The organism is Microcoleus sp. bin38.metabat.b11b12b14.051 (genome assembly GCF_013299165.1).
Classification (GTDB): Bacteria; Cyanobacteriota; Cyanobacteriia; order Cyanobacteriales; family Microcoleaceae; genus Microcoleus.
Window position 1 is genome coordinate 85,442 of record NZ_JAAFKD010000012.1, and the last position, 20,877, is coordinate 106,318.

13 protein-coding genes are annotated in these 20,877 nt (G+C 45.9%); 10 read left to right on the forward strand and 3 right to left on the reverse strand.

All coding sequences use genetic code 11. The features are described from left to right. Positions 1-318 precede the first annotated feature (318 nt). The gene (locus tag QZW47_RS14690; protein ID WP_293128182.1) at positions 319-1,908 is read left to right on the forward strand and encodes an NAD(P)H-quinone oxidoreductase subunit 4; all 1,590 of its coding nucleotides are present in this window, start codon (positions 319-321) and stop codon (positions 1,906-1,908) included. Here the strand turns inward: QZW47_RS14690 and QZW47_RS14695 are convergent. Next, complete coding sequence (locus QZW47_RS14695) at positions 1,853-2,284, reverse strand: hypothetical protein (RefSeq protein WP_293128183.1); 432 nt, start codon at positions 2,282-2,284, stop codon at positions 1,853-1,855. The two genes, QZW47_RS14690 and QZW47_RS14695, sit on opposite strands and share 56 nt — an antisense overlap. A 248-nt stretch (positions 2,285-2,532) precedes the next feature. Continuing rightward, entirely contained in the window at positions 2,533-3,408 is an 876-nt protein-coding gene (locus QZW47_RS14700) for a LysR family transcriptional regulator (protein WP_293128184.1), read from the reverse strand. Positions 3,409-3,536: 128 nt separating this feature from the next. Between QZW47_RS14700 and QZW47_RS14705 the strand changes: the two genes are divergently transcribed. The 6 genes from QZW47_RS14705 (at position 3,537) to QZW47_RS14730 (ending at position 8,647) form a co-directional block, all read left to right on the forward strand. After that, complete coding sequence (locus QZW47_RS14705) at positions 3,537-3,914, forward strand: hypothetical protein (RefSeq protein ID WP_293128185.1); 378 nt, start codon at positions 3,537-3,539, stop codon at positions 3,912-3,914. A gap of 69 nt (positions 3,915-3,983) precedes the next feature. Then, positions 3,984-4,688 (forward strand): DUF4079 domain-containing protein, encoded by a 705-nt coding sequence (locus QZW47_RS14710; RefSeq protein ID WP_293128186.1) that lies wholly within the window; start codon positions 3,984-3,986, stop codon positions 4,686-4,688. Positions 4,689-4,706: 18 nt separating this feature from the next. Continuing rightward, on the forward strand, positions 4,707-5,057 hold the full coding sequence (locus QZW47_RS14715; protein WP_293128187.1) for a cupin domain-containing protein: 351 nt from the start codon (positions 4,707-4,709) through the stop codon (positions 5,055-5,057). 104 nt (positions 5,058-5,161) lie between these two features. Continuing rightward, positions 5,162-6,208, forward strand: a complete 1,047-nt coding sequence (locus QZW47_RS14720; protein ID WP_293128188.1) for a DMT family transporter — start codon at positions 5,162-5,164, stop codon at positions 6,206-6,208. A 211-nt stretch (positions 6,209-6,419) separates the two neighbouring features. Then, positions 6,420-6,569 carry a hypothetical protein gene (locus QZW47_RS14725; RefSeq protein WP_293128189.1) on the forward strand — a complete coding sequence of 50 codons (150 nt, stop codon included), beginning with the start codon at positions 6,420-6,422 and terminating at the stop codon, positions 6,567-6,569. Between the two features lie 50 nt (positions 6,570-6,619). Further along, a complete protein-coding gene (locus tag QZW47_RS14730) occupies positions 6,620-8,647 on the forward strand; it encodes a bifunctional serine/threonine-protein kinase/formylglycine-generating enzyme family protein (RefSeq protein ID WP_293128190.1) in 2,028 nt (675 codons plus the stop codon). Between the two features lie 215 nt (positions 8,648-8,862). Here QZW47_RS14730 and QZW47_RS14735 read toward each other — a convergent pair whose 3' ends face one another. Beyond that, positions 8,863-10,635 (reverse strand): DMT family transporter, encoded by a 1,773-nt coding sequence (locus QZW47_RS14735; protein WP_293128191.1) that lies wholly within the window; start codon positions 10,633-10,635, stop codon positions 8,863-8,865. A gap of 483 nt (positions 10,636-11,118) precedes the next feature. On the opposite strand from QZW47_RS14735, the gene QZW47_RS14740 reads away from it, so the two are divergent. Genes QZW47_RS14740 through QZW47_RS14750 form a run of 3 tightly spaced genes read left to right on the forward strand, consistent with a single transcriptional unit; the run spans position 11,119 to position 20,757 of the window. After that, on the forward strand, positions 11,119-12,378 hold the full coding sequence (locus tag QZW47_RS14740; RefSeq protein WP_293128192.1) for a transposase: 1,260 nt from the start codon (positions 11,119-11,121) through the stop codon (positions 12,376-12,378). A 52-nt stretch (positions 12,379-12,430) separates the two neighbouring features. Beyond that, positions 12,431-15,871: an amino acid adenylation domain-containing protein gene (locus tag QZW47_RS14745; protein ID WP_293128193.1), complete on the forward strand. Its 3,441-nt coding sequence runs from the start codon at positions 12,431-12,433 to the stop codon at positions 15,869-15,871. Beyond that, positions 15,868-20,757: a non-ribosomal peptide synthetase gene (locus tag QZW47_RS14750; protein WP_293128194.1), complete on the forward strand. Its 4,890-nt coding sequence runs from the start codon at positions 15,868-15,870 to the stop codon at positions 20,755-20,757. Before QZW47_RS14745 ends, QZW47_RS14750 begins: the two co-directional genes overlap by 4 nt. Positions 20,758-20,877: the final 120 nt, after the last annotated feature.

The window sequence follows — 20,877 nt, forward strand, 5'->3', positions numbered from 1 at the left end:
AGGTAGGGAAATGACACCACCAATTAGATAATACGGCGGTTGAAACCGCGTCTACAAAAACGAAGTCCGCCGGACGCCGACTGAAGAAAATAAGGTGATTTTAACCACCGGTTCTTCAACCCGCGAAGGCGGGTTTTGTTTTTGTAGACGCGAATTCTATTCGCCCGGTCTTCTTGGATTAAACTCAAATTGTGCGATCGTACAAATAGTAGCCAACACAGCAAAAAAAATAGTTTCGTATAAAGAAAGTATAAAATTTAGGCTAAAACAGCCAAAATGTGTTTAAACCTAATAATTGATGGCTAATTTTAAAACGCAATGGATACAGCTAACTTTCCCTGGTTAACAACAACAATTCTGTTTCCCATTGCTGCGTCCCTGCTGATTCCTTTGATTCCCGATAAGGATGGCAAGACGGTGCGGTGGTATGCACTAATTGTAGGTTTGATCGATTTTGCCCTACTTGTTTACGCTTTTTGCACTCAATACGACTTCAGCAATCCAGACTTGCAACTGGTAGAAAGTTATACTTGGGTGCAGCAACTCGATTTAAATTGGTCTGTCGGTGCTGACGGTTTGTCAATGCCGCTGATTTTGCTAACTGGTTTTATTACTACCCTGGCTACTTTAGCTGCTTGGCCAGTCACATTTAAACCAAAGCTATTTTACTTTTTGATGCTGACAATGTACGGCGGGCAAATCGCAGTTTTTGCCGTACAGGATATGTTGCTGTTTTTCCTGGTTTGGGAACTAGAATTAGTTCCGATTTACCTAATTTTGTCGATCTGGGGCGGGAAAAAGCGTCTCTACGCAGCTACCAAGTTTATCCTGTACACCGCAGGCGGTTCGCTGTTTATTTTGGTGGGCGCGCTGACAATGGCGTTTTACGGCGATACCGTGACTTTCGATATGCGGGCGATCGCAGCCAAAGAATTCGCCCCCAATGTAGAATTGCTCCTGTACACAGGATTCTTAATAGCTTACGGCGTCAAACTGCCAATTTTCCCCCTGCACACTTGGCTTCCTGACGCCCACGGCGAAGCAACCGCACCCGCCCATATGTTGCTAGCAGGAATTCTGCTCAAAATGGGTGGCTACGCCTTACTGCGGATGAATGCCGGAATGCTACCCGATGCTCACGCTACCTTCGCACCCCTCTTAGTAATTTTGGGTGTAGTGAACATTGTTTATGCCGCCTTAACCTCTTTTGCTCAGCGCAACTTGAAGCGAAAAATTGCCTATTCTTCAATTTCCCACATGGGATTTGTGCTGATTGGGATAGCTTCTTTTACCGATTTGGGAACTAGCGGCGCCATGCTGCAAATGGTTTCCCACGGTTTGATCGGAGCGAGTTTGTTCTTCATGGTAGGCTGTACTTACGATCGCACGCACACGCTGATGCTGGACGAAATGGGCGGCGTTGGCAAGAAAATGCGGAAAGTTTTCGCCATGTGGACTGCTTGCTCTATGGCTTCTTTGGCATTGCCGGGAATGAGCGGTTTTGTAGCAGAATTGATGGTGTTTGTAGGTTTTGCAACCAGCGATGCTTACAACCCGGTGTTTAAGGTTTGTGTGGTATTTCTGGCCGCTGTTGGCGTGATTTTGACTCCGATTTACCTGCTGTCAATGCTGCGGGAAATCTTCTACGGCCCGGAAAATAAGGAATTGGCGGAACATGAAGAGTTGGTGGATGCGGAACCGCGAGAAGTGTTTATTATTGCCGCTTTGTTAGTGCCGATTATTGGCATTGGTTTGTATCCAAAAATGCTCACTCAGGTTTACGATGCGACGACTACACAGTTGACTGCCAAATTGCGCGATTCTGTGCCATCGTTGGTGTTGGCGAAGGCTGCTACCGATAAAACAGTGTCTCTGCGCGCTCCGGCGATCGAACCCAGTAAGTTGTAAATAGGTTCGTAGTGAGGACTTCAGTCCGCATCAAAGCCAGGACTAAAGTCCTCACTACAAGCCTGGTAAATAGGTTCGTAGTGAGGACTTCAGTCCGCATCAAAGCCAGGACTAAAGTCCTCACTACAAGCCTGGTAAATTCGTTCGTAGTGAGGACTTCAGTCCGCATCAAAGCCAGGACTAAAGTCCTCACTACAAGCCTGGTAAATTCGTTCGTAGTGAGGACTTCAGTCCGCATCAAAGCCAGGACTAAAGTCCTCACTACAAGCCTGGTAAATTCGTTCGTAGTGAGGACTTCAGTCCGCATCAAAGCCAGGACTAAAGTCCTCACTACAAGCCTGGTAAATTCGTTCGTAGTGAGGACTTCAGTCCGCATAAAAAAGAGAAATAGCCGTAGGGTGCGCCGCCATTTTTAAATCCATAAATAAAAATCGACAATCTCACATATCCGCACCTTACCTAATAGTTGATAAAACAAGCTCAAATTATTGTAATATTTTTTATAAATGATATTAGTTTGTAGCCTTAATTGTTCTTGTTTCTATACTTGCTAGAAAAGTTAGAGTTAAGAATTTTTACGAACTCATCTTAGCCGTTATACCTCGATCGCAATACCCCATAATCTCAAACCCAGGCATCGAGCTTAAACTCTTCCGCTAAAAAATCAATAAAACTCATTATTTTTGCCGGATAAAAGCGGCTGCGACGATACACCGCATAAATTGGCAACGGAGTCGGCTGATAATCCTGCAATACAATCTTGAGTTCGCCCCGGTAAATCTCATCACCAAACATCCACACTGGCGCGACAGCAATACCCAAACCCGATAACACTGCCGATCGAATAGCAACAGAACTATTAGTTTGAAAACAGCCCCCAACCCGCACCTTAATCGTGCCATCTGTTCCTAAAAAATGCCACTCATTCCCCGTAGAAAGATGGGTATAAACAATACAATCATGATCCACTAAATCATCCGGTATTTGGGGCTCTCCCGCTTGCTCAAAATAGGCTGTTGTTGCCACTGTGACACGGCGCGTCGTGCCAATGCGATGGCTAATCAAGGAACTATCCAGATGATTGCCAATGCGGATCAAAAGGTCTAAACCATTCTCTACAATGTCCACAAAATGATCCGCCATCATCAGATCGATCTTGACATCGGGATAGCGTTTCATAAAAGCTTTTAAACGAGGGACAATCTGCATTTGCCCAAACAGCACAGGACAGCCCAATCGTAAAATGCCTGTTGCTCGTTCTTTCTCTTTTAAACAAGCCTCCGCTTCGGCCACGGTTTCCAAAATCTGCTGACAGTATTGATAGTATCTTTTGCCCTCCTCGGTCAAACTCAAGTTGGTAGTTGAACGAGTGAGTAATTGTACCCCCAGATATTTTTCTAGAGCGGCGATTTGCTTGCTAATGGTGGGTTGCGTCGTCTGTTGTTCCCGCGCTACCGCAGAAAAACTCTTCAGTTCGATCGCCCGAACGAAAGTCTGCATACAGGAAATTCGATCCATACAGCACCTATTCCAAAATGGCATATAACATATTCTATTCTGCCTCCTTCTCAAAAAAATTGAAATAGATCATGATATTGTCATCGACCGTTCCTCAGGTAAAAACGAAGATGTTCAAACTCAAATCCCTCAGTCCTCTGTTCGCTACTCTAGCCATTGCTAGCGCTATCAGTGCGGGAGACGTAGCTGTACATAGCTTTTTGCCAAAATTCCAAAATACGGCGATCGCCGCCCCGGAAATGACGGTTCAGCAAAAAATCGATATTATTAGTAAAAGTAAAGGACAAGTTGGTAGTGGCGACCAATTGCGACGATTTTTCTATGGTGATTTATTACCCTTAGGAGTACAACCCGGTGGAGCAGGCATGGTGGTCAATCTCTACAACAAGGCCAACAATGTTACCTTCTCTTACTGTGCTACCTACGATGTTGTTGTCGCTGTGAAGCAAGGGAGAGTAGCGACTTTTCCCGCCGCTGAAGTGAAGTAATTTGTCTGTTCCCTTGCTGGTGGTAAGTAAGGGACAATTCCCGATCTATATAATTAATGGATATGTAACATGGAACTTCAAGACATCTTTGCGTTATTACATCCGGCGATCGCCATTCTTGTAGTCTTTCCCTTAATCGGCATTGTCGTGAATCGCGCCCTACTCACCCGTCAGCGTCGCCTGCAAGTTGCCGGTGGGGAAAAAAGTAAAATTCCGCCAGTAGTAGGTTCCGAGCACGTAGCGATCGGTAATTGGTTGAGTGGCTCAGTTGTAGCCGTTGCCCTACTGGGAATGGCCTATGCCATCTTCTCAAAAATCCTCAGTAACGACACCCTTACCAAAGAACCCTTTCGAGTCGGGTTTCTGATCGCGATGTTCCTGTTAAGTATTGCTTCTTTCACACTACTATTTAAGGCAAAAGTTAAACTATGGCGAGGCATTTTTGCCACTTTAACTGGCATGGGATTGATTATTTTAGGGTTTCAGCCAGAAATTTATCGTCAAGATAATGAATGGTTTGTTTCCCATTTTTACTACGGTATTACAGCCGCTTTATTGATGATTTTTTCAGTGGCGATCGTCCAAGATATTTATCAGGATAGACAAAATCGCTGGCGCACCGTTCATATCATTCTCAATTGTTTTGCTCTGCTGCTATTTATCGGTGAGGGAATGACTGGTGCCAAAGCTTTACTAGAGATTCCCCTCCATTGGCAAGAACCCTATATTTATCAATGTGATTTTACCAACAAAACCTGTCCTCAACCCAAATAAAACGGTAATTCAAAAATCATGCAAGACAGAATTTTGGCCTTAGAAGCTTATGTTCGTTTCTCCGATAAAGTCGCTAAGGTGACACAGATTATTGAGACAGAAAATTCTAGCATCGCTATTTGGGGCGTCAAGGCTGGGCAAATTGTACAAGCTCATTTTCACCCCGACGGACAAGATACTTGGGTGATGCTGCGGGGCACTTTGACTTATTATTTAGGCAATGGTGAAAGTCAAAGCTTGAATGCTGGCGAAGTTGCCATCGCAGACAAAAATCAGATTCATGGGGCAGTGAATGAGAATAGTGAAGATGCTGTGTTTGTCTCCATTTATTCGGCTCCGAAAATTGGCTATGAAAAGGCATCACCTTAAGCTAAGTATAGCAGTTGACAGTTGACAGTTGACAGTTGACAGTTGATAGCAAACAGGTTGACAGTTGACAGTTACATAGTACGGGAATCAAACCATATCAAATCATGAATATTGTTAATGGAGTCCATAAGATTTTAATGCGACTTCCCAGCAGCATACATCTTGGGATTGCTGTTTTAATTTTTGCGAGTTCAAATTCCTTAACTCGTAAAATCGTTGAAATTGGACAAGCTCATGCTGTAAATGGCAGAAATCCCATCTCACTCTGCAATGTCTTATTTGTGGGTAATATTTGTGCTTTGGGGTTAATGACTGTAATTTTTTATCGAGACTGGAACCCGAATACTCTGAAAGCTTTGACTCGTAAAGATTGGATGAGTTTAACCATTACAGGTATTTTATCGGGGGCGATCGCTCCAGCGTTAATTTTTAATGCCCTCGCACAGACAAATGTTACCAATATCGTTTTAATTGGGCGCATCGAACCAATTTTAACCTTGGTATTGGGTGTTTGGCTGTTCGGTGTGCGGGTAAATTTTTGGGCAGGTGCAGGCTCTGTGATTTCCTTAGCCGGGGTGATAGTGACTGCTGTTTTAGGGAGTTCAGGCCAAACGATGACGATGGCTGGATTTCAAATTGGAATAGGAGAGCTTAGTGTAGCGCTTGCCGCGATCATTGGTTCCATTTCGACAGTTGTTGGTAAACTACAATTACAATCAATTCCCTTGGGAATTTTTAGTATTTATCGCAATATTCTAGGGACGGTAATTTTTTTCCTATTGGCTAATATCCTTTACGGGCCAAACCATTTTGCAGAAGTGTTATCTCCTTTTCTTTGGAAATGGATGATAGTCTATGCGGCGATTATTGTCGTCACGGGTCAATTATGTTGGTTCGCTGCTTTGAAAAATGCGACTTCAACGGAACTAAATTTAGCCAATTTAGTGAGCCCAATTGCAGCTATAGTGATGGCTTATTTGATTTTAGGGGAATCTCCTACTTTAGCTCAATATTTAGGGGCAAGTTTATTGTTGGTCGGGATTATATTAGCTTTTATTGGCCACCGATATGAGGCTAAAGTAAATCGAAAATTAGTTAACCCCAGTCCTCGCGATGCAATGGAAACGCCGATCGGTTTCCGGGGAGTTTAATATTTTTATCTGCATCTTGAAGTAGCCCAAAGGCTAATAAACTAATCAGCGACAGTATTTCAGTGATATTTGCCACCACTGCACCGAGTCGTTAGCTGGCGATCGCCCAACGAATACGATTTTCGATTTTAGAATAGGAGATGATAGACTGCATCAGGATTTGGAGCTGACTTACAGTTGCATTATTTTGGGAAACTGGTATGAATACTCAATGGTTCAAAATTACCAGTGGCTCGATCGCTCTTCAATTCGGTACGAGCTCTTCTTGTCTGTAGCCCGATCGCGCTCCGGAGAGTGCGATGCTTTTTCGTTGGGCGATCGCCGAGTTGTACGATACTTTCCTCTGTTAAATAAATATTAACAGGCAGAAAAGGTATATTATAACTTTAACCAGATCATCTCTTAAGAGATATGTTCTACTGCTCGAATCCAAGGTGCTCTAATCCTTTCAATCCCGACAAATCTAAATTTTGTCAAAGTTGCGGCCAGGCCGACCTCACGCCTCTATTCAGGAACCGCTACCGCGTGATTCGACTGTTGGGCGAGGGGGGATTTGGCAGAACTTATGAAGCGGTAGATATCGATCGCATGGACGATCCCTGCGTCATCAAGCAGTTTATGCCCCAAGTTCAGGGAACCTCAGCACTGGAAAAGGCTACAGAACTGTTTAAGCAAGAAGCTAAACGACTTTACGAACTCGGCGAACATCCCCAAATTCCTCGATTAATTGCTTATTTTGAACAAGACAAGCGGCTTTATTTAGTACAAGAGTTGATTGAAGGCCAAAATTTACTGGCTGAATTAACTCAGCAGGGCGTTTTTAGCGAAGAAAAAATTTGGCAGTTGCTGGCAGATATTTTGCCGATTCTGAAATTTGTGCACGATCGCAATGTGATTCACCGAGACATCAAACTTGAGAATATCATCCGCCGCCGCACCTCCCCCAATCCATCTCTATTGGCGGGAAATTTCCGCAACTCAGCTTTCCGCAGGGGAGCGCGCCGAGAGTTAGTTTTGATTGATTTCGGCGTTTCCAAACAAGTGACGGGCTCGCTGATGAGCCAAGTAGGTACCACCGTAGGAACGCCCGGATATTCGCCTCTAGAACAAATGCGCGGTCAAGTTTTCCCCGGAAGCGATTTGTACAGTTTGGGGATAACTTGTCTGAGGCTGCTAACTCAATGTTTGCCGAAAGTTGACGGTTCCGACGACCTTTACGATCCGATTAACGGCGGCTGGATTTGGAGAGAACGGTTGCCAGCCGACACAAAAATCAGCAGCGAGTTGGCAACAATTTTAGATAAATTAATTCAAGATTATCTCAAAAATAGATATCAATCTGCTGATGAAGTCATTAAAGCTTTAAATCTCTATTCTTTACCTCCTCAACCCCATTTTGTCAAAAGTGGGCAACTTGCTTTAAATTCTTCTCAAACCAAGGCAGCCCTACCTCCCCTCAATGCTTATCTAACCGAGGGAGGAAAACTTGCTATCAATAGCCAGCTCAATCATAGCGGGCAAATCAACAGCAATATCTCTGTGAATCAGAGGGTAAAATCTAACACAAATCCGCCTCACAACGAGGGAAGACAAAAGATTGCTGCTGTCAAAAGCACTTTTGAATTTCAGGTGGTGACAGTAGACAATCGCGGGAAGCAAATTAATATTAAAAGTGGCAAAGCGCATTTTTTTGAAGAAGATATCGGCCGCAGCGCAGTCATGGAAATGGTATCTGTTCCTGGCGGTACTTTCCTGATGGGTACCCCAAAAGATCGGGGTGATGGCGACGAAAAACCGCAGCACTCAGTAACGATATCACCTTTTTATATTGGCAAATTTCCAGTTACTCAGTCGCAATGGACAGCAGTAGCAGCCCTGCCGGAAATTAAAATATATCTCAATCCCGATGCTCCCCGTTTTAAAGGTGTAAATCGACCTGTCGAGAATGTATCTTGGTACGAGGCTGTCGAATTTTGCGCTAGACTTTCTCGCAAAACAGGTAAGAAGTATGGCTTGCCGAGCGAGGCCCAATGGGAATATGCTTGTCGGGGGGAAACTTCGGGGCCCTTTCACTTTGGGGAAACGATTACCAGCGAGTTAGCAAATTACAACGGAAATTCTAATTACGCTGATGCGCCGAAGGGTGTTTATCGCTTTCAAACTACAGATGTGGGCAGTTTTAAACCCAATGCTTTCGGATTGTACGATTTCCACGGAAATGTGTGGGAATGGTGCGCGGATGCTTGGCACAATAATTACAACGGTGCGCCTGTTGATGGTAGCGTTTGGGAGTCTAGCGGCGACTTTTCGCTGAGGTTGTTGCGGGGCGGTTCTTGGAACGATCATCCTCCGAATTGTCGCAGTGCGTGCCGCCTGAGATACCAGCCGGATTGTAAGGCTAGTATTGTAGGTTTTCGAGTTGTTGTTTCTGTCGTTTGATTTTGTGTCCGCTTCTATTTTAAGCGCCATAAAACAGGTTCGTAGTGAGGACTTTAGTCCGCATAAATCCAGGTTCGTAGTGAGGACTTTAGTCCTTAAAATCAGAGGACTAAAGTCCTCACTACAAACACTTAATAAAACAGGTTCGTAGTGAGGACTTTAGTCCGCATAAATCCCAGGACTAAAGCCCGCACGATCAAACACCAGTTTCTACCTTAAGTAGCCTTCTTCTGAGGAGCCATCATACGTTCTACACTCATCGCAGCCACGCTCAACGTCACCACAATCATGCCGAGAATTGCCACAGGCTCCAACTTTTCATTGATAATTAGAAACCCGAAAAGTGCGGTCATCGCCGGGCCCAAAGTCCCAATTACTGACGCTAAGGCTGCCCCCGCGAACCGGATGGCAAAATTGTTCAAAAGATAGCTAAACAGCGTCAGGACGCCTAAAATAACGCCTCCTACAATCAAACCAGGCCAAACGTTTTGGTCGATTTGAGGAGCCAAATTTTCCGAGAGCGGCACCCACAAACTCAGGGCGGAAAATACAAAAATTGCGGCGAAATTAACTAAACTAAAAGGAATCGGGTGCAGCTTGCCAGCGGCCATCTGCGTCAGCAATACGTAACCTGCAAAGGTAATCCCAGAAGCCAGTGCCGCGGAGACTCCCACCCCGACATTGCCACCGCCCGGAGCTGGTGCGGCAAAACTCGGCCATCCAGCTAAAATCAGACCTGCGGTAATCCCGAACATTGCCAAAAAGCCGATCGTACTTGGGCGAGCGCCAAACAAGACCCAAGAACCGAGTACAGTGACGATCGGGTAAATAAAGAAAATGGTAATTGCAATCCCTGCCGGAATATTGCCGATCGCCAGATAAATCAAAACCTGAGACAAAAACAGAAAAAATGCGCTTCCTAAAACCTTGCTCCACAAAGCTCGATCGCCCGACTGGAACAATCGTTTAATATCTTTCCACACAGAAGGATACAGAAATGTCGCCAATACCGGCATCAAAGTCATTACCACGATCAGCCGCATCAACAAAATCAACAAAGAATTTCCAAAACCCCGAGTTACCACCCCATCAAGTTCAAACAAGCCAAAAATCATCCGAGGATTTCTGCTTTTAATGATAATTCTCAAACAAACATTAAACAGCGACAATACCACCGCCGAAGACAAAGCTAGAATCAAACCTGCTTGCACTTGAGAAGTTGCTGTCGCGACTGCCGAAGGCGCCGCTGTTGGCTGGGGCACGGCTCGCCGCGCATCCGCAGGTGCTGGCGGCAGAACTTGCGGGCGGATAGAATTAACCGAATTAGTTGATGCTTCGGGATAGGAATCTTGAGCGTCGAAAGGATTGTCAAGATATGCTTCTTCTTCTTCGAGTTCTTCCCGAATGCGGTTGACAAGATTTTGTAACAGCTCTTCCCCTTGGAGTTCGAGGGTTTTCATGTTGTTGAGCCGCACAGATAGCTCGCTTTCATAGCTGCTCAAATCTTGTTCCAGCATCTGGAAACTGCGATCGATCCGCTCATCTAACGCCGCGAGTAATTCCGAGGCCCGTTCGTCGTAATTGCTCGGGGGCATCGGGATCGGGAATTCGCCGCTGGGAATCGGGCTGCTGAGAGAATGTCCTGAGTTAGCGCTGAGTTCGTTGAACCGCTGCACCAACAAATCTTGCAAATTGTGAGCCAAAACTTGAGCCAACTGCTTCAGCCACAATTGCTGCTGCTGAATGTATCGCCCAGACAGAGATTCCATTTGCTGGGACTGCAATTTGCGATATTGATCCCGGAGGCCTTCAATATCTTCAATCAGGTGATTTTTTTCAGTTTGCAGGCGAGTAATGTCCTGATTTAACTGACCTTTGACATTTTCATGCAAAGCGTCCAGTTCCTGCATCACTGAGTTGAGGACTTCTTCTGCTGATTGTGCATCCCCTGCGTCGCCTTTTGGCGAGTATCTGTTCCGGTTCGCCATTAGCCTATAACCTCTAATTTAAACTGCACGTTCAATGTTCTTAAGTAATTTGGCTGCATCAGGTCGCAAGTTCTAGAGAGTTGCTCTCAAAGATTGCGGACACTGTTGAATCTATAGTAGTCGCTAAGCTAGAAATGTTAGAAATTTGCGATCGCCCCAAAAACACTTTGTGCAATTAGAAATCATACTACAGCTTGACCTCTGCACCGATTGCCCCCGATAATTCTCGCATCTAACTCATCCGCCTCGCAAGCTCGCTCGCCCTTTCCCCACAACTCAAGTTGAGGGTAGGGCCGAGACTCCTCACCCCTAAAGGCATAATTTGAGCCTTAAACGGTGATCAACCCGGTTTCTGGGCGCAAGTCTCTGCCGCACTCTTGCACCCGGATTTATCAGAAAACTGGGTTTAAAACCCCGTCCTTCGCTTGACGGGTTTATATTTACTGGTGTTGTACCTGCCACTAAATATGTCAAGGTAGTGAAATGCTAACCATGAATTACCGCTATCGAATCTATCCCAGCATCACTCAAGAGCAGTCGCTCAAAGAGTGGATGGATGTTTGTCGCGTCGCCTATAACTATGGGCTGCGCGAAATTAAGGATTGGTGCAATAGCCGGAAGTGCATGGTTGACAGATGCTCTATCAGTCATGAGTACATCATGGCTGCCGACAGTCCTTTTCCTAGCGAAGTGAATCAACTTAATGCTTTGCCAAGCGCTAAAAAGGTATTTCCCCGGTTGGGCGAAGTACCAAGCCAAGTTTTGCAGCAGGCTATTAAACAAATGCACCGAGCTTGGGATGGGTTTCAAAAAGTTGGACATGGATTTCCCAGATTCAAAAAGTTTGGACAATTCAAGTCTTTGTTGTTTCCCCAATTTAAACAGAATCCAGTGCAGGGAGTGCATATTGCCTTGCCTAAGTTGGGGCTGATTCCAATTAAGCTGCATCGCCCGATACCAGGTGGGTTTGTGGTTAAGCAGGTTCGGATAATTAACAAAGCTAATATTTGGTACGCTAACGTCAATATCCAATGCGATGTTAGTGTTCCCAATCCTATGCCTCATGGTCATCCAATTGGGGTAGACGTTGGAATTTCCAAGTTTTTGGCAACTAGCGACGGTGTTATTGTAAAATCGCCGAAGTTCTTGAGAGTGATGCAAAGCAAGCTGAAATTGCTGCAACGCAGACTTGATAGAAAAAAGAAGCGTTCTAAAAATTACGAGAAACAACGGATTAAAGTCGCTAGAATCCACCACACGATTGATAATACCCGTAAGGATTTTCACTTCAAGCAAGCTCACGCCCTTTGCGACGCTGGTGATATGGTCTTCATGGAAGACTTGGATTACCGAATTCTGGCTAAAGGGATGCTTGGCAAACAGATGCTTGACGCTGGTTTTGGGCAATTCCGAGCTATCACCAAGTACCTGTGTTGGAAGCGTGGTAAGTTCTTTGGGGAAGTTAACGCCAGGGGGACTTCTCAAGAGTGTCCTGAGTGTGGCGCAACAGTTAAAAAAGACTTGAGTGTGAGAGTACATCATTGTCAAGAATGTGGATTCATTGCCGATAGAGATGTGGCTAGTGGTCAAGTAATCAGAAATAGAGGAATAGAATCAATTAGTACGGCGGGACACGTCGGAATCCAAAACGCCTATGCAGACGGTTTGCCGGGGACTGAAATCTCTCAGTCTAGGTCAAAGTCGAAAACCCGTAAGGGAACAACTAGGAAATCTTTGAAGTGATTCAAAGAAGCTCCGTACCCTGACAGTCGGAGTCATGTCACGATGTTAAAAGTTGTGCTCTTTTGCTCGCCAAAGTTTTAAGAGGCGATCGCACCCTCAAGAAGCCACCCCGCGCGATCGAGAAACTAACACATCCCATCCCCCGAGAGCAACAGATATGGTTTCCGAAAATTATGACAATTCCTTTACAGGCTATCGCCCAAACCTGAATATTTCTGAGCGAGCCGAAGTGTTTGTCTTTCCGGCATCATTTGCACAACAGCGCCTGTGGTTTCTCGACCAATTCGCACCGGAAAATCCTTTCTACAATGTAGTAACAGCACTGCGCTTAACTGGTTCCCTCAACATAACTGCCTTAGAGCAAACCTTCAACGAAATAGTCCAGCGCCACGAAACTTTGCGAACCACTTTTGCAGCGGTATCGGGCGAACCAATGCAGATAATTTCTCCCGATTCTCCGATTAATTTACAAATATTAGAACTGCAAGATTTGCCGCCAGAACAACGGCACACAGAAGCCCAAAAAATCACCTGCGCCGAATCTCTTCGCCCTTTCAATTTATCCACCGGGCCGCTGATGCGAGTCACTATTTTGCGGCTGACAGAGCGCGATCATGTTCTGTTGCTAAATATGCACCACATCGCCTCCGATGATTGGTCGATCGGCGTGCTAATTCGCGAAATACAAGCTATTTATACAGCTTTGATAAACCGACAACCATCTCCCCTGCCAGAATTATCACTGCAATATGCCGACTTTGCCGAATGGCAGCGCCAATGGCTGCAACGAGAAGTATTAGAAACTCAGCTAGCTTATTGGCGGCAGCAATTGCGCGGGATTTCGGTGTTGAATTTGCCGATCGCTCGCCCTGCACCAGCTCGCCAAAGTTATCGCGGACAAACTCAATATTTAGAACTACCTAAAAAGCTCCAAGATGGACTTGTAGCTATGTCGCAGCGAGCGGGAGCTACTTTATTTATGACATTGCTCGCCGCATTTCAAACTTTGCTTTACCGCTATACAGGACAAGCTGATATTGTTGTCGGTTCGCCGATCGCCAATCGCAACCGCAGCGAAATAGAAGCATTAATCGGCTTTTTTGTCAATACTTTAGTGCTGCGAACAGACTGCTCGGGAAACCCGACATTTCGAGATTTTTTGGGGCGGGTGCGGGAAGTCACCCTGGGAGCTTACGCTCATCAAGATTTGCCTTTTGAGAAACTCGTCGAGGAATTGCACCCAGAGCGATCGCTCAACCGACACCCGCTGTTTCAGGTAGTATTCGGTTTGCAAAATGCGCCTGTGGACGAGCTAGAATTGCCAGAATTAAAGTTGAGTTCTTTTTATTTGGAAACTCAAACCACGCGCTTTGATTTGGAGCTGCATTTGTGGGAAGCTGCGGATAAGTTTCGCAGCAGGTACGGCGCACAGTGGCAAGATTCGGAAGGGCTTAGAGGCGTGCTTATTTACAATCCCGATTTATTTGATGAAATTACGATCGCCCGAATGCTGAGTCATTTTAAAACCCTGCTGGAAAGCATTGTGGCGAATCCGGAACAAGGAATTGCCAACTTACCTTTATTGAGCGAGGATGAAGTGAATCAATTATTAGGAGAATGGAACGATACTCGCACAGATTATCCTCAAAATAAGTGCATTCATCAGTTATTTGAGGAGCGGGTTGAGCAGCATTCGGAGGATGTCGCGGTAACTTGCGACAGCCAGCATTTAACTTACAAAGAACTTAACATTAAAGCCAACCAATTGGCGCGCTATTTACAAAAACAGGGCGTGGGGGCGGAGGTTTTGGTGGGGCTGTGCGCCGAAAGATCGATCGACCTAATTGTCGGGATGCTGGGTATACTGAAGGCTGGAGGCGCTTATTTACCGTTAGATCCGAGCTATCCGCGCGATCGGCTAAACTTGATGCTGGAAGATGCGGGAATCGAAGTCTTGGTAATTCAAGATAAATTGAGCGCAAATTTCCGAGACTTCTCGCATTTGGTTATTAAGTGCGATCGCGACTGGGAACAAATCGCCACAGAAAGTACAGAAAATCTCACCAACACAGTCACAGCCGATAACCTAGCTTACGTTATTTACACATCCGGCTCCACCGGAAAACCCAAGGGAGTTGCTGTCACCCACAAAGCAGTAAATCGGCTGGTACTCAACACCAACTACATAAACATAGAACCTACGGACAAAATTGCCCAAGCATCAAACGCTTCATTCGATGCAGCCACCTTCGAGATTTGGGGAGCCTTGCTCAACGGCGCTCAACTCGCTATAATTAGCACTAATATTACGCTTTCGCCTCACGATTTAGCATTGGAATTGCGGCAACAACAAATTACCATTTTATTTTTAACTACAGCTTTGTTTCAACAAATTGCCAGAGTTTTACCCCAAGCTTTTAATTCTTTGCGCTGCTTGCTGTTTGGCGGCGAAGTTGCGGATGTGAGATGCGTGAAAAAAGTTTTAAAACAGTTGCAAACTACTCAACTAATTCACGTTTACGGCCCTACCGAGAATACCACATTTTCGGCTTATTATCCGGTGCGAGACGTACCGGAAACCGCTACATCACTCGCGATAGGGCGGGCGATCGCCAATACGCAAATTTATCTGCTGGATGGGGAATTGCAGCCAGTGGCGATCGGCATTCCCGGCGAATTGTACCTCGGTGGCGACGGGCTGGCGCGAGGCTACCTCAACCGCCCAGATTTAACTGCTGCTGCATTCATTCGCGATCGTTTTAGCAACAAACCAGATTCATACCTTTACAAAACAGGCGATTTATGCCGCTATTGGGTTGACGGCAATATCGAGTTTTTAGGCCGTGCTGACAACCAAGTAAAAATTCGCGGCTACCGCATCGAATTAGGCGAAATAGAAGCTGCTTTGTGCCAACACCCACAAGTAAGCCAAGCCGCAGTAATTGTCAGAGAAGACATCCCCGGCGAAAAAGATTTAGCAGCTTACATTATTCTTGACGACATTAATCAAAACTCAGAAATTCCCAATCTCAAACCAACTGACTTGCGCCAATTATTGAAACAAAAGTTACCAGGATATATGGTACCTGCAACTTATACAGTGTTGGAGTCTATGCCGCTAACCCCCAACGGTAAAGTTGACCGCCGGCTATTACCTCAGATAGATACAGCCAGCGAGGATCTAACAGTAAATTATGTAGAACCTCGGAATGATATCGAAGAGGCGCTGGCGAAAATTTGGGCTAAAGTTTTGAGAAAACAGCAAGTTAGTATCTACGATAATTTCTTTGAATTAGGCGGGCATTCCCTGCTAGCAACGCAGTTAATTTCTCGCATCCGAGATGCTTTGCAAGTCGAATTACCTGTCAGCAATTTGTTTGAATCCCCGACAGTGGCGAGTCTAGCAAAATACATTGAAACAGTGCGCTGGGCTGCTAAAAATCAAACGACTACCAACCATAGCGTAGATACTAGAGAAGAGGTGGAATTTTGAATATAGTTGAATTTATCTCTTACCTTCGCAGTCTAGATATTAATATTTTTGTGGAAGGTGAGCGCCTGCGCTGCAACGCTCCTGAAGGCATTATCACGCCGGAATTGCGCGCCGAAATTTCTCAGACAAAAGCCGAAATTATTTCATTTTTACAAGCAGCTAATCGTACTTCTAATTTTACTTTGGCACCGATAGTTCCTATTGCGCGCGACGGAAATCTACCGCTATCCTTTGCACAGCAGCGGTTGTGGTTTCTCGACGAATTAGTGCCGAACAATCCTTTTTATAATGTTCCCGCCGCCTTGCGCGTGACGGGATCGCTCAATTTTCCGGCGCTACAACAAACCTTCAATGAAATATTGCGCCGTCACGAAGCTTTGCGGACGACTTTAGCGGTGGTGGCGGGCGAACCCGTGCAGAGAATAGCTGATGCTTTTCACCTGCCGATTTATGTATTTGACTTGCGAAATTTGCCCGAGGAATCTCGCCAAAGTGAAGCAAATCGGCTCACGGCTAAGGAAGCTCAACGCCCTTTTAATTTGTCTACAGATTTGTTGCTGCGCGTGACATTATTGCATTTAGATGATGGCGAATATTTGCTGATGCTGAATATGCACCACATTGTCTCCGACGGTTGGTCGATCGGAGTGCTAATTCAGGAATTAGGCGCAATTTATACGGCCTTTGCGATCGGCAAACCTTCGCCTTTACCGGAGTTGTCGGTGCAGTACGCTGATTTTGCAAAATGGCAGCGCGAATGGCTCCAAGGCGAAGTTTTAGAAACGCAGCTTGCTTACTGGCGGCGGCAGTTAAACGGCATTTCGATGTTAAATTTGCCTGCGGATCTGCCCCGCCCCGCAGTTCAAAGTTATCGAGGAAAAAGGCTGCTTTTGCAACTGCCAAAACCGCTCAGCGAGGCTTTGGAAATGTTGAGCCAGCGCCAAGGAGTGACGCTGTTTATGACAATGCTGGCAGCTTTTCAAACGTTGCTTTACCATTACGCGCAGCAGGAGGATATTGTTGTCGGTTCGCCGATCGCCAATCGCAACCGCAGCGAAATCGAAGCATTAATCGGTTTCTTTGTCAACAGTTTAGTGCTGCGTACAGATTTGTCGGGAAATCCCACTTTTGTGGAACTTTTAAACCGAGTCAAAGAAGTCGCATTAGGAGCTTACGCTCACCAAGATTTGCCGTTTGAGAAGTTAGTCGAAGAATTGCACCCCGATCGCGCGCTGAACCAAAATCCCTTATTTCAGGTAGCCTTTGCGCTGCAAAACGCGCCCGCACAGCCGCTAGAATTGCCAGAATTAACCTTCAGCCCGCAGCAGTTAGACGTGCAAACAGCCAGGTTTGACTTAGAATTGCATTTGTGGGAGCGATCGCCCAACAGCTCGGAAAGCAACGAATCGCCGAGCAATAAGCTCTGGGTTGACACTTCCGAAGGCATTAGCGGGATGATGATTTACAGCGCCGATTTATTCGATGAAGCGACAATTTCTAGAATGATTGGGCATTTTCAAACCTTGTTAGAAAGTATTGTGGTAAATCCCGAAGAGCGCATCGCCTACTTGCAATATATGAGCGAGCAAGAGCGCGATCGTTTGTTATTTGAGTGCAACAAAACTGCCGTTAATTATCCGCAATATTTTTGCGTACACCAGCTTTTTGAGCTTCACGCCAAGCAAACGCCGGATGCAGTGGCGCTAATATTTGGAAACGAGCAAATTACCTATGGAGAGCTAAATATCCGCAGCAACCAACTAGCACGTTACTTGCAAAAAATTGGGGTGGGGGCGGAAGTTTTAGTCGGGCTGGGCTGCGATCGCTCGATCGAGCTAATTGTCGGGATGTTGGGTATCCTGAAAGCGGGGGGAGCTTATCTCATTTTAGATCCGAGCTATCCCGCGGCGCGATCGCACTTGACGATAAAAGACGCTCAAGTGTCAGTATTGCTTACCCGCCAGGGGTTGAAACCCCTGTCTAACAGCGAAAGTCGTCTAAAGACGACTGAAACAGGAGAAGTTTCTAGTCGGCTTCAGCCGACTTCAGCTATGAGCCAGGGAATTTATTCCCTGGCGGATGATGGCGAAGTGCAAGATTTAGAAACACAGTCAGATGATAAAATTCACCATCCAAGGGTTGTTTTTCTAGACACAGACTGGGCGACGATTTCTTGCGAAATCGCCGACAATCCGACTAGCGCAGCCACAGCCGAAAATCTGGCTTACGCGATTTACACCTCCGGCTCCACGGGAAAGCCGAAAGCGGTGGAAATTGAGCACGGGAGCCTGTTGAATCTGGTTTTTTGGCATCAAAGAGAGTTTGAGGTGTCAGCGGGCGATCGGGCTACGCAAATTGCTGCGATCGCCTTTGATGCTTGCGGCTGGGAAATTTGGCCGTATCTCGCCACCGGATGTAGCATCTACTTTCCCGAAGATGAGATCCGGCGAGATCCTGAAAAACTGCAAAACTGGTTAATCTCAAAATCAATTACAATTAGCTTTGTACCGACACCGTTAGCCGATCGTATTTTGCGATTAGATTGGCCTCCAACAACAGCATTGCGAATCCTCCTGACAGGCGGCGAAAAACTGCAACAACATCCCATCAAATCTTATCCATTTAAGCTCGTAAATAATTACGGCCCCACCGAAAATACTGTTGTCGCAACTTCCGGTTATATTCCCGCCACAGAGCGAGACATCGCCCCGACAATTGGCCGCCCGATCGCGAACACTCAAGCATACATATTAGACAAATATTTGCAACCAGTACCCGCAGGCGTTGTCGGCGAATTGTACATCGGTGGAAACGGACTCGCTCGCGGCTACCTCAACCGCCCGGAGTTAACCGCAGCCAGCTTTATTTCCAATCCTTTTCAGCGAAATTCACGAGAGCGAATTTACAAAACCGGCGACTTAGTGCGGTACATATCCGACTACAACCTAGAATTTTTAGGACGGATTGACGAACAAGTAAAAATTCGCGGTTTCCGCATCGAATTAGGCGAAATAGAAACAGTATTGACTCAACATCCGGCGGTACAGCAAACTGTAGTAACAACTGCGGAAGACGGACAAGAAAATAAACGTTTATTAGCTTATATCGCTCTGAATCCAGAATATAGCAGCGCCAGCGAAACCGACCAAATTATCGAATTGCAAGCCGAACAAGTTTCGCAGTGGCAAATGCTCTACAATGAAACCTACAATCAACCTGCCGCCGAGTCAGATCCAACATTTAATATAGTCGGCTGGAATAGCAGTTATACCAATCAGCCACTCCCAGCGGAACAGGTGCGCGAATGGGCGAACAATCAAGCCGCCCAAATTTTAGCTTTGGAGCCGCAGCGAGTCTTAGAAATTGGCTGCGGCACAGGCTTAATGCTGTTTCAAATTGCACCTCGCTGCACTGAATATTGCGCCACTGATTTTTCCCCAATTTCGATTAACTACATTCAACAGCACCTAGCAAATCAAGAGTTAGCTAATGTCACGCTACATCAGAAAATGGCTGCTGACTTTACCGGAATAGAAACAGCAGCTTTTGACGCAGTAATTCTCAACTCTGTAGTGCAGTATTTCCCGAATATCGACTATCTCATGCAAGTGCTAGAAGGTGCCGTGCAAGCAACTGCTCCCGGCGGCTTTATCTTCATCGGAGATGTGCGGAGTTTGCCGCTGCTGGCTGCTTTCCACGCTTCAGTACAACTGTATCAAGCCGAACCGAGTCTGGCTGGTGAACAGTTGCAGCAGCGAGTACAAATGCAAATGTTTCAAGAAACAGAGTTAGTCATTCACCCAGATTTTTTTAGTGCATTACAGCACCGCTTTCCGCAGATTGGCGGCGTAGAAATTCAATTAATTCGTGGCAGTTACCACAATGAGTTAACTAATTTTCGGTACAATGCTATTCTGCATCTGGCACCGGAAAACAATCTACCAAACCCCCCTAATAAACAAGAGATTGAGACATCGCAACGGCTAGATTGGTCGGCGCCAAATCAGCATCTGACTGTTAGCAATGTGCAACAAATATTATTAGAGAATCAACTGGATAGCTTGACAATTGCCAACGTACCTAATGCACGGGTAACTGCTGCGGTAAAAACTGCCGAATTGCTTTCAAATCCTGAGACAATTAAAACAGCAGCTCAGTTACAGAAAGCTTTGGAAAAACTTGGAGATTTAGGAATAGATCCCGAAGCTTGGCATGACTTGGAAGTTCCATATAATGTTAGTATTGCTTGGTCTAATTCCGACAGTGACGGGCGCTACGATGTAGTGTTGGCGCGAGGCGAAACTCGAAATTTTGTGCGATCGATCGCAGGCGACAAGTTGCTTCCGTGGCGCTCTTATGCTAACAACCCCTTACAAGCGAAAGCAGCGCGCAAATTAGTGCCGCAGTTGCAGGCTTATCTAGCAGAAAAACTGCCGGAATACATGATTCCGTCGGCTTTTGTGGTACTGGAGTCGCTACCGGTGACGGCTAACGGAAAGGTCGATCGCCTCGCTTTACCCGCACCAGAGCCGATTAAGTTAGAATGGGCTGACGGTTATCTTGCGCCTCAGACTGCGATCGAGCAAATGTTAGTCAAAATTTGGGTTGAGGTTTTGGGAATCAAGCGAGTGAGTATCCGCGACAATTTCTTTGAATTGGGAGGCCATTCGCTGCTGGCGACGCAGCTTGTTTCGAGAGTGCGAGATGCTTTCGGGATAGAGTTACCTTTACGCAGCGTTTTTGAAGCACCGACAATCGCAGAATTATCTGAAGTTGTGGAAAGTTTAAAGGATAAGAATGCTAAAAGCGAAGTTCCGGCTTTAGTGCCGATTTCCCGGGATAGTCGGCGGCGAAAGCTATCATCTTTGAATCAAAAAAGTAAATAAAAAGGTTCGTAGTGAGGACTTTAGTCCGCATTTTTCAGAGGACTAAAGTCCTCACTACGAACCTTTTGATGGCGATTTTATTTTTTATACAGAGGACTAAAGTCCTTACTACGAACCTTT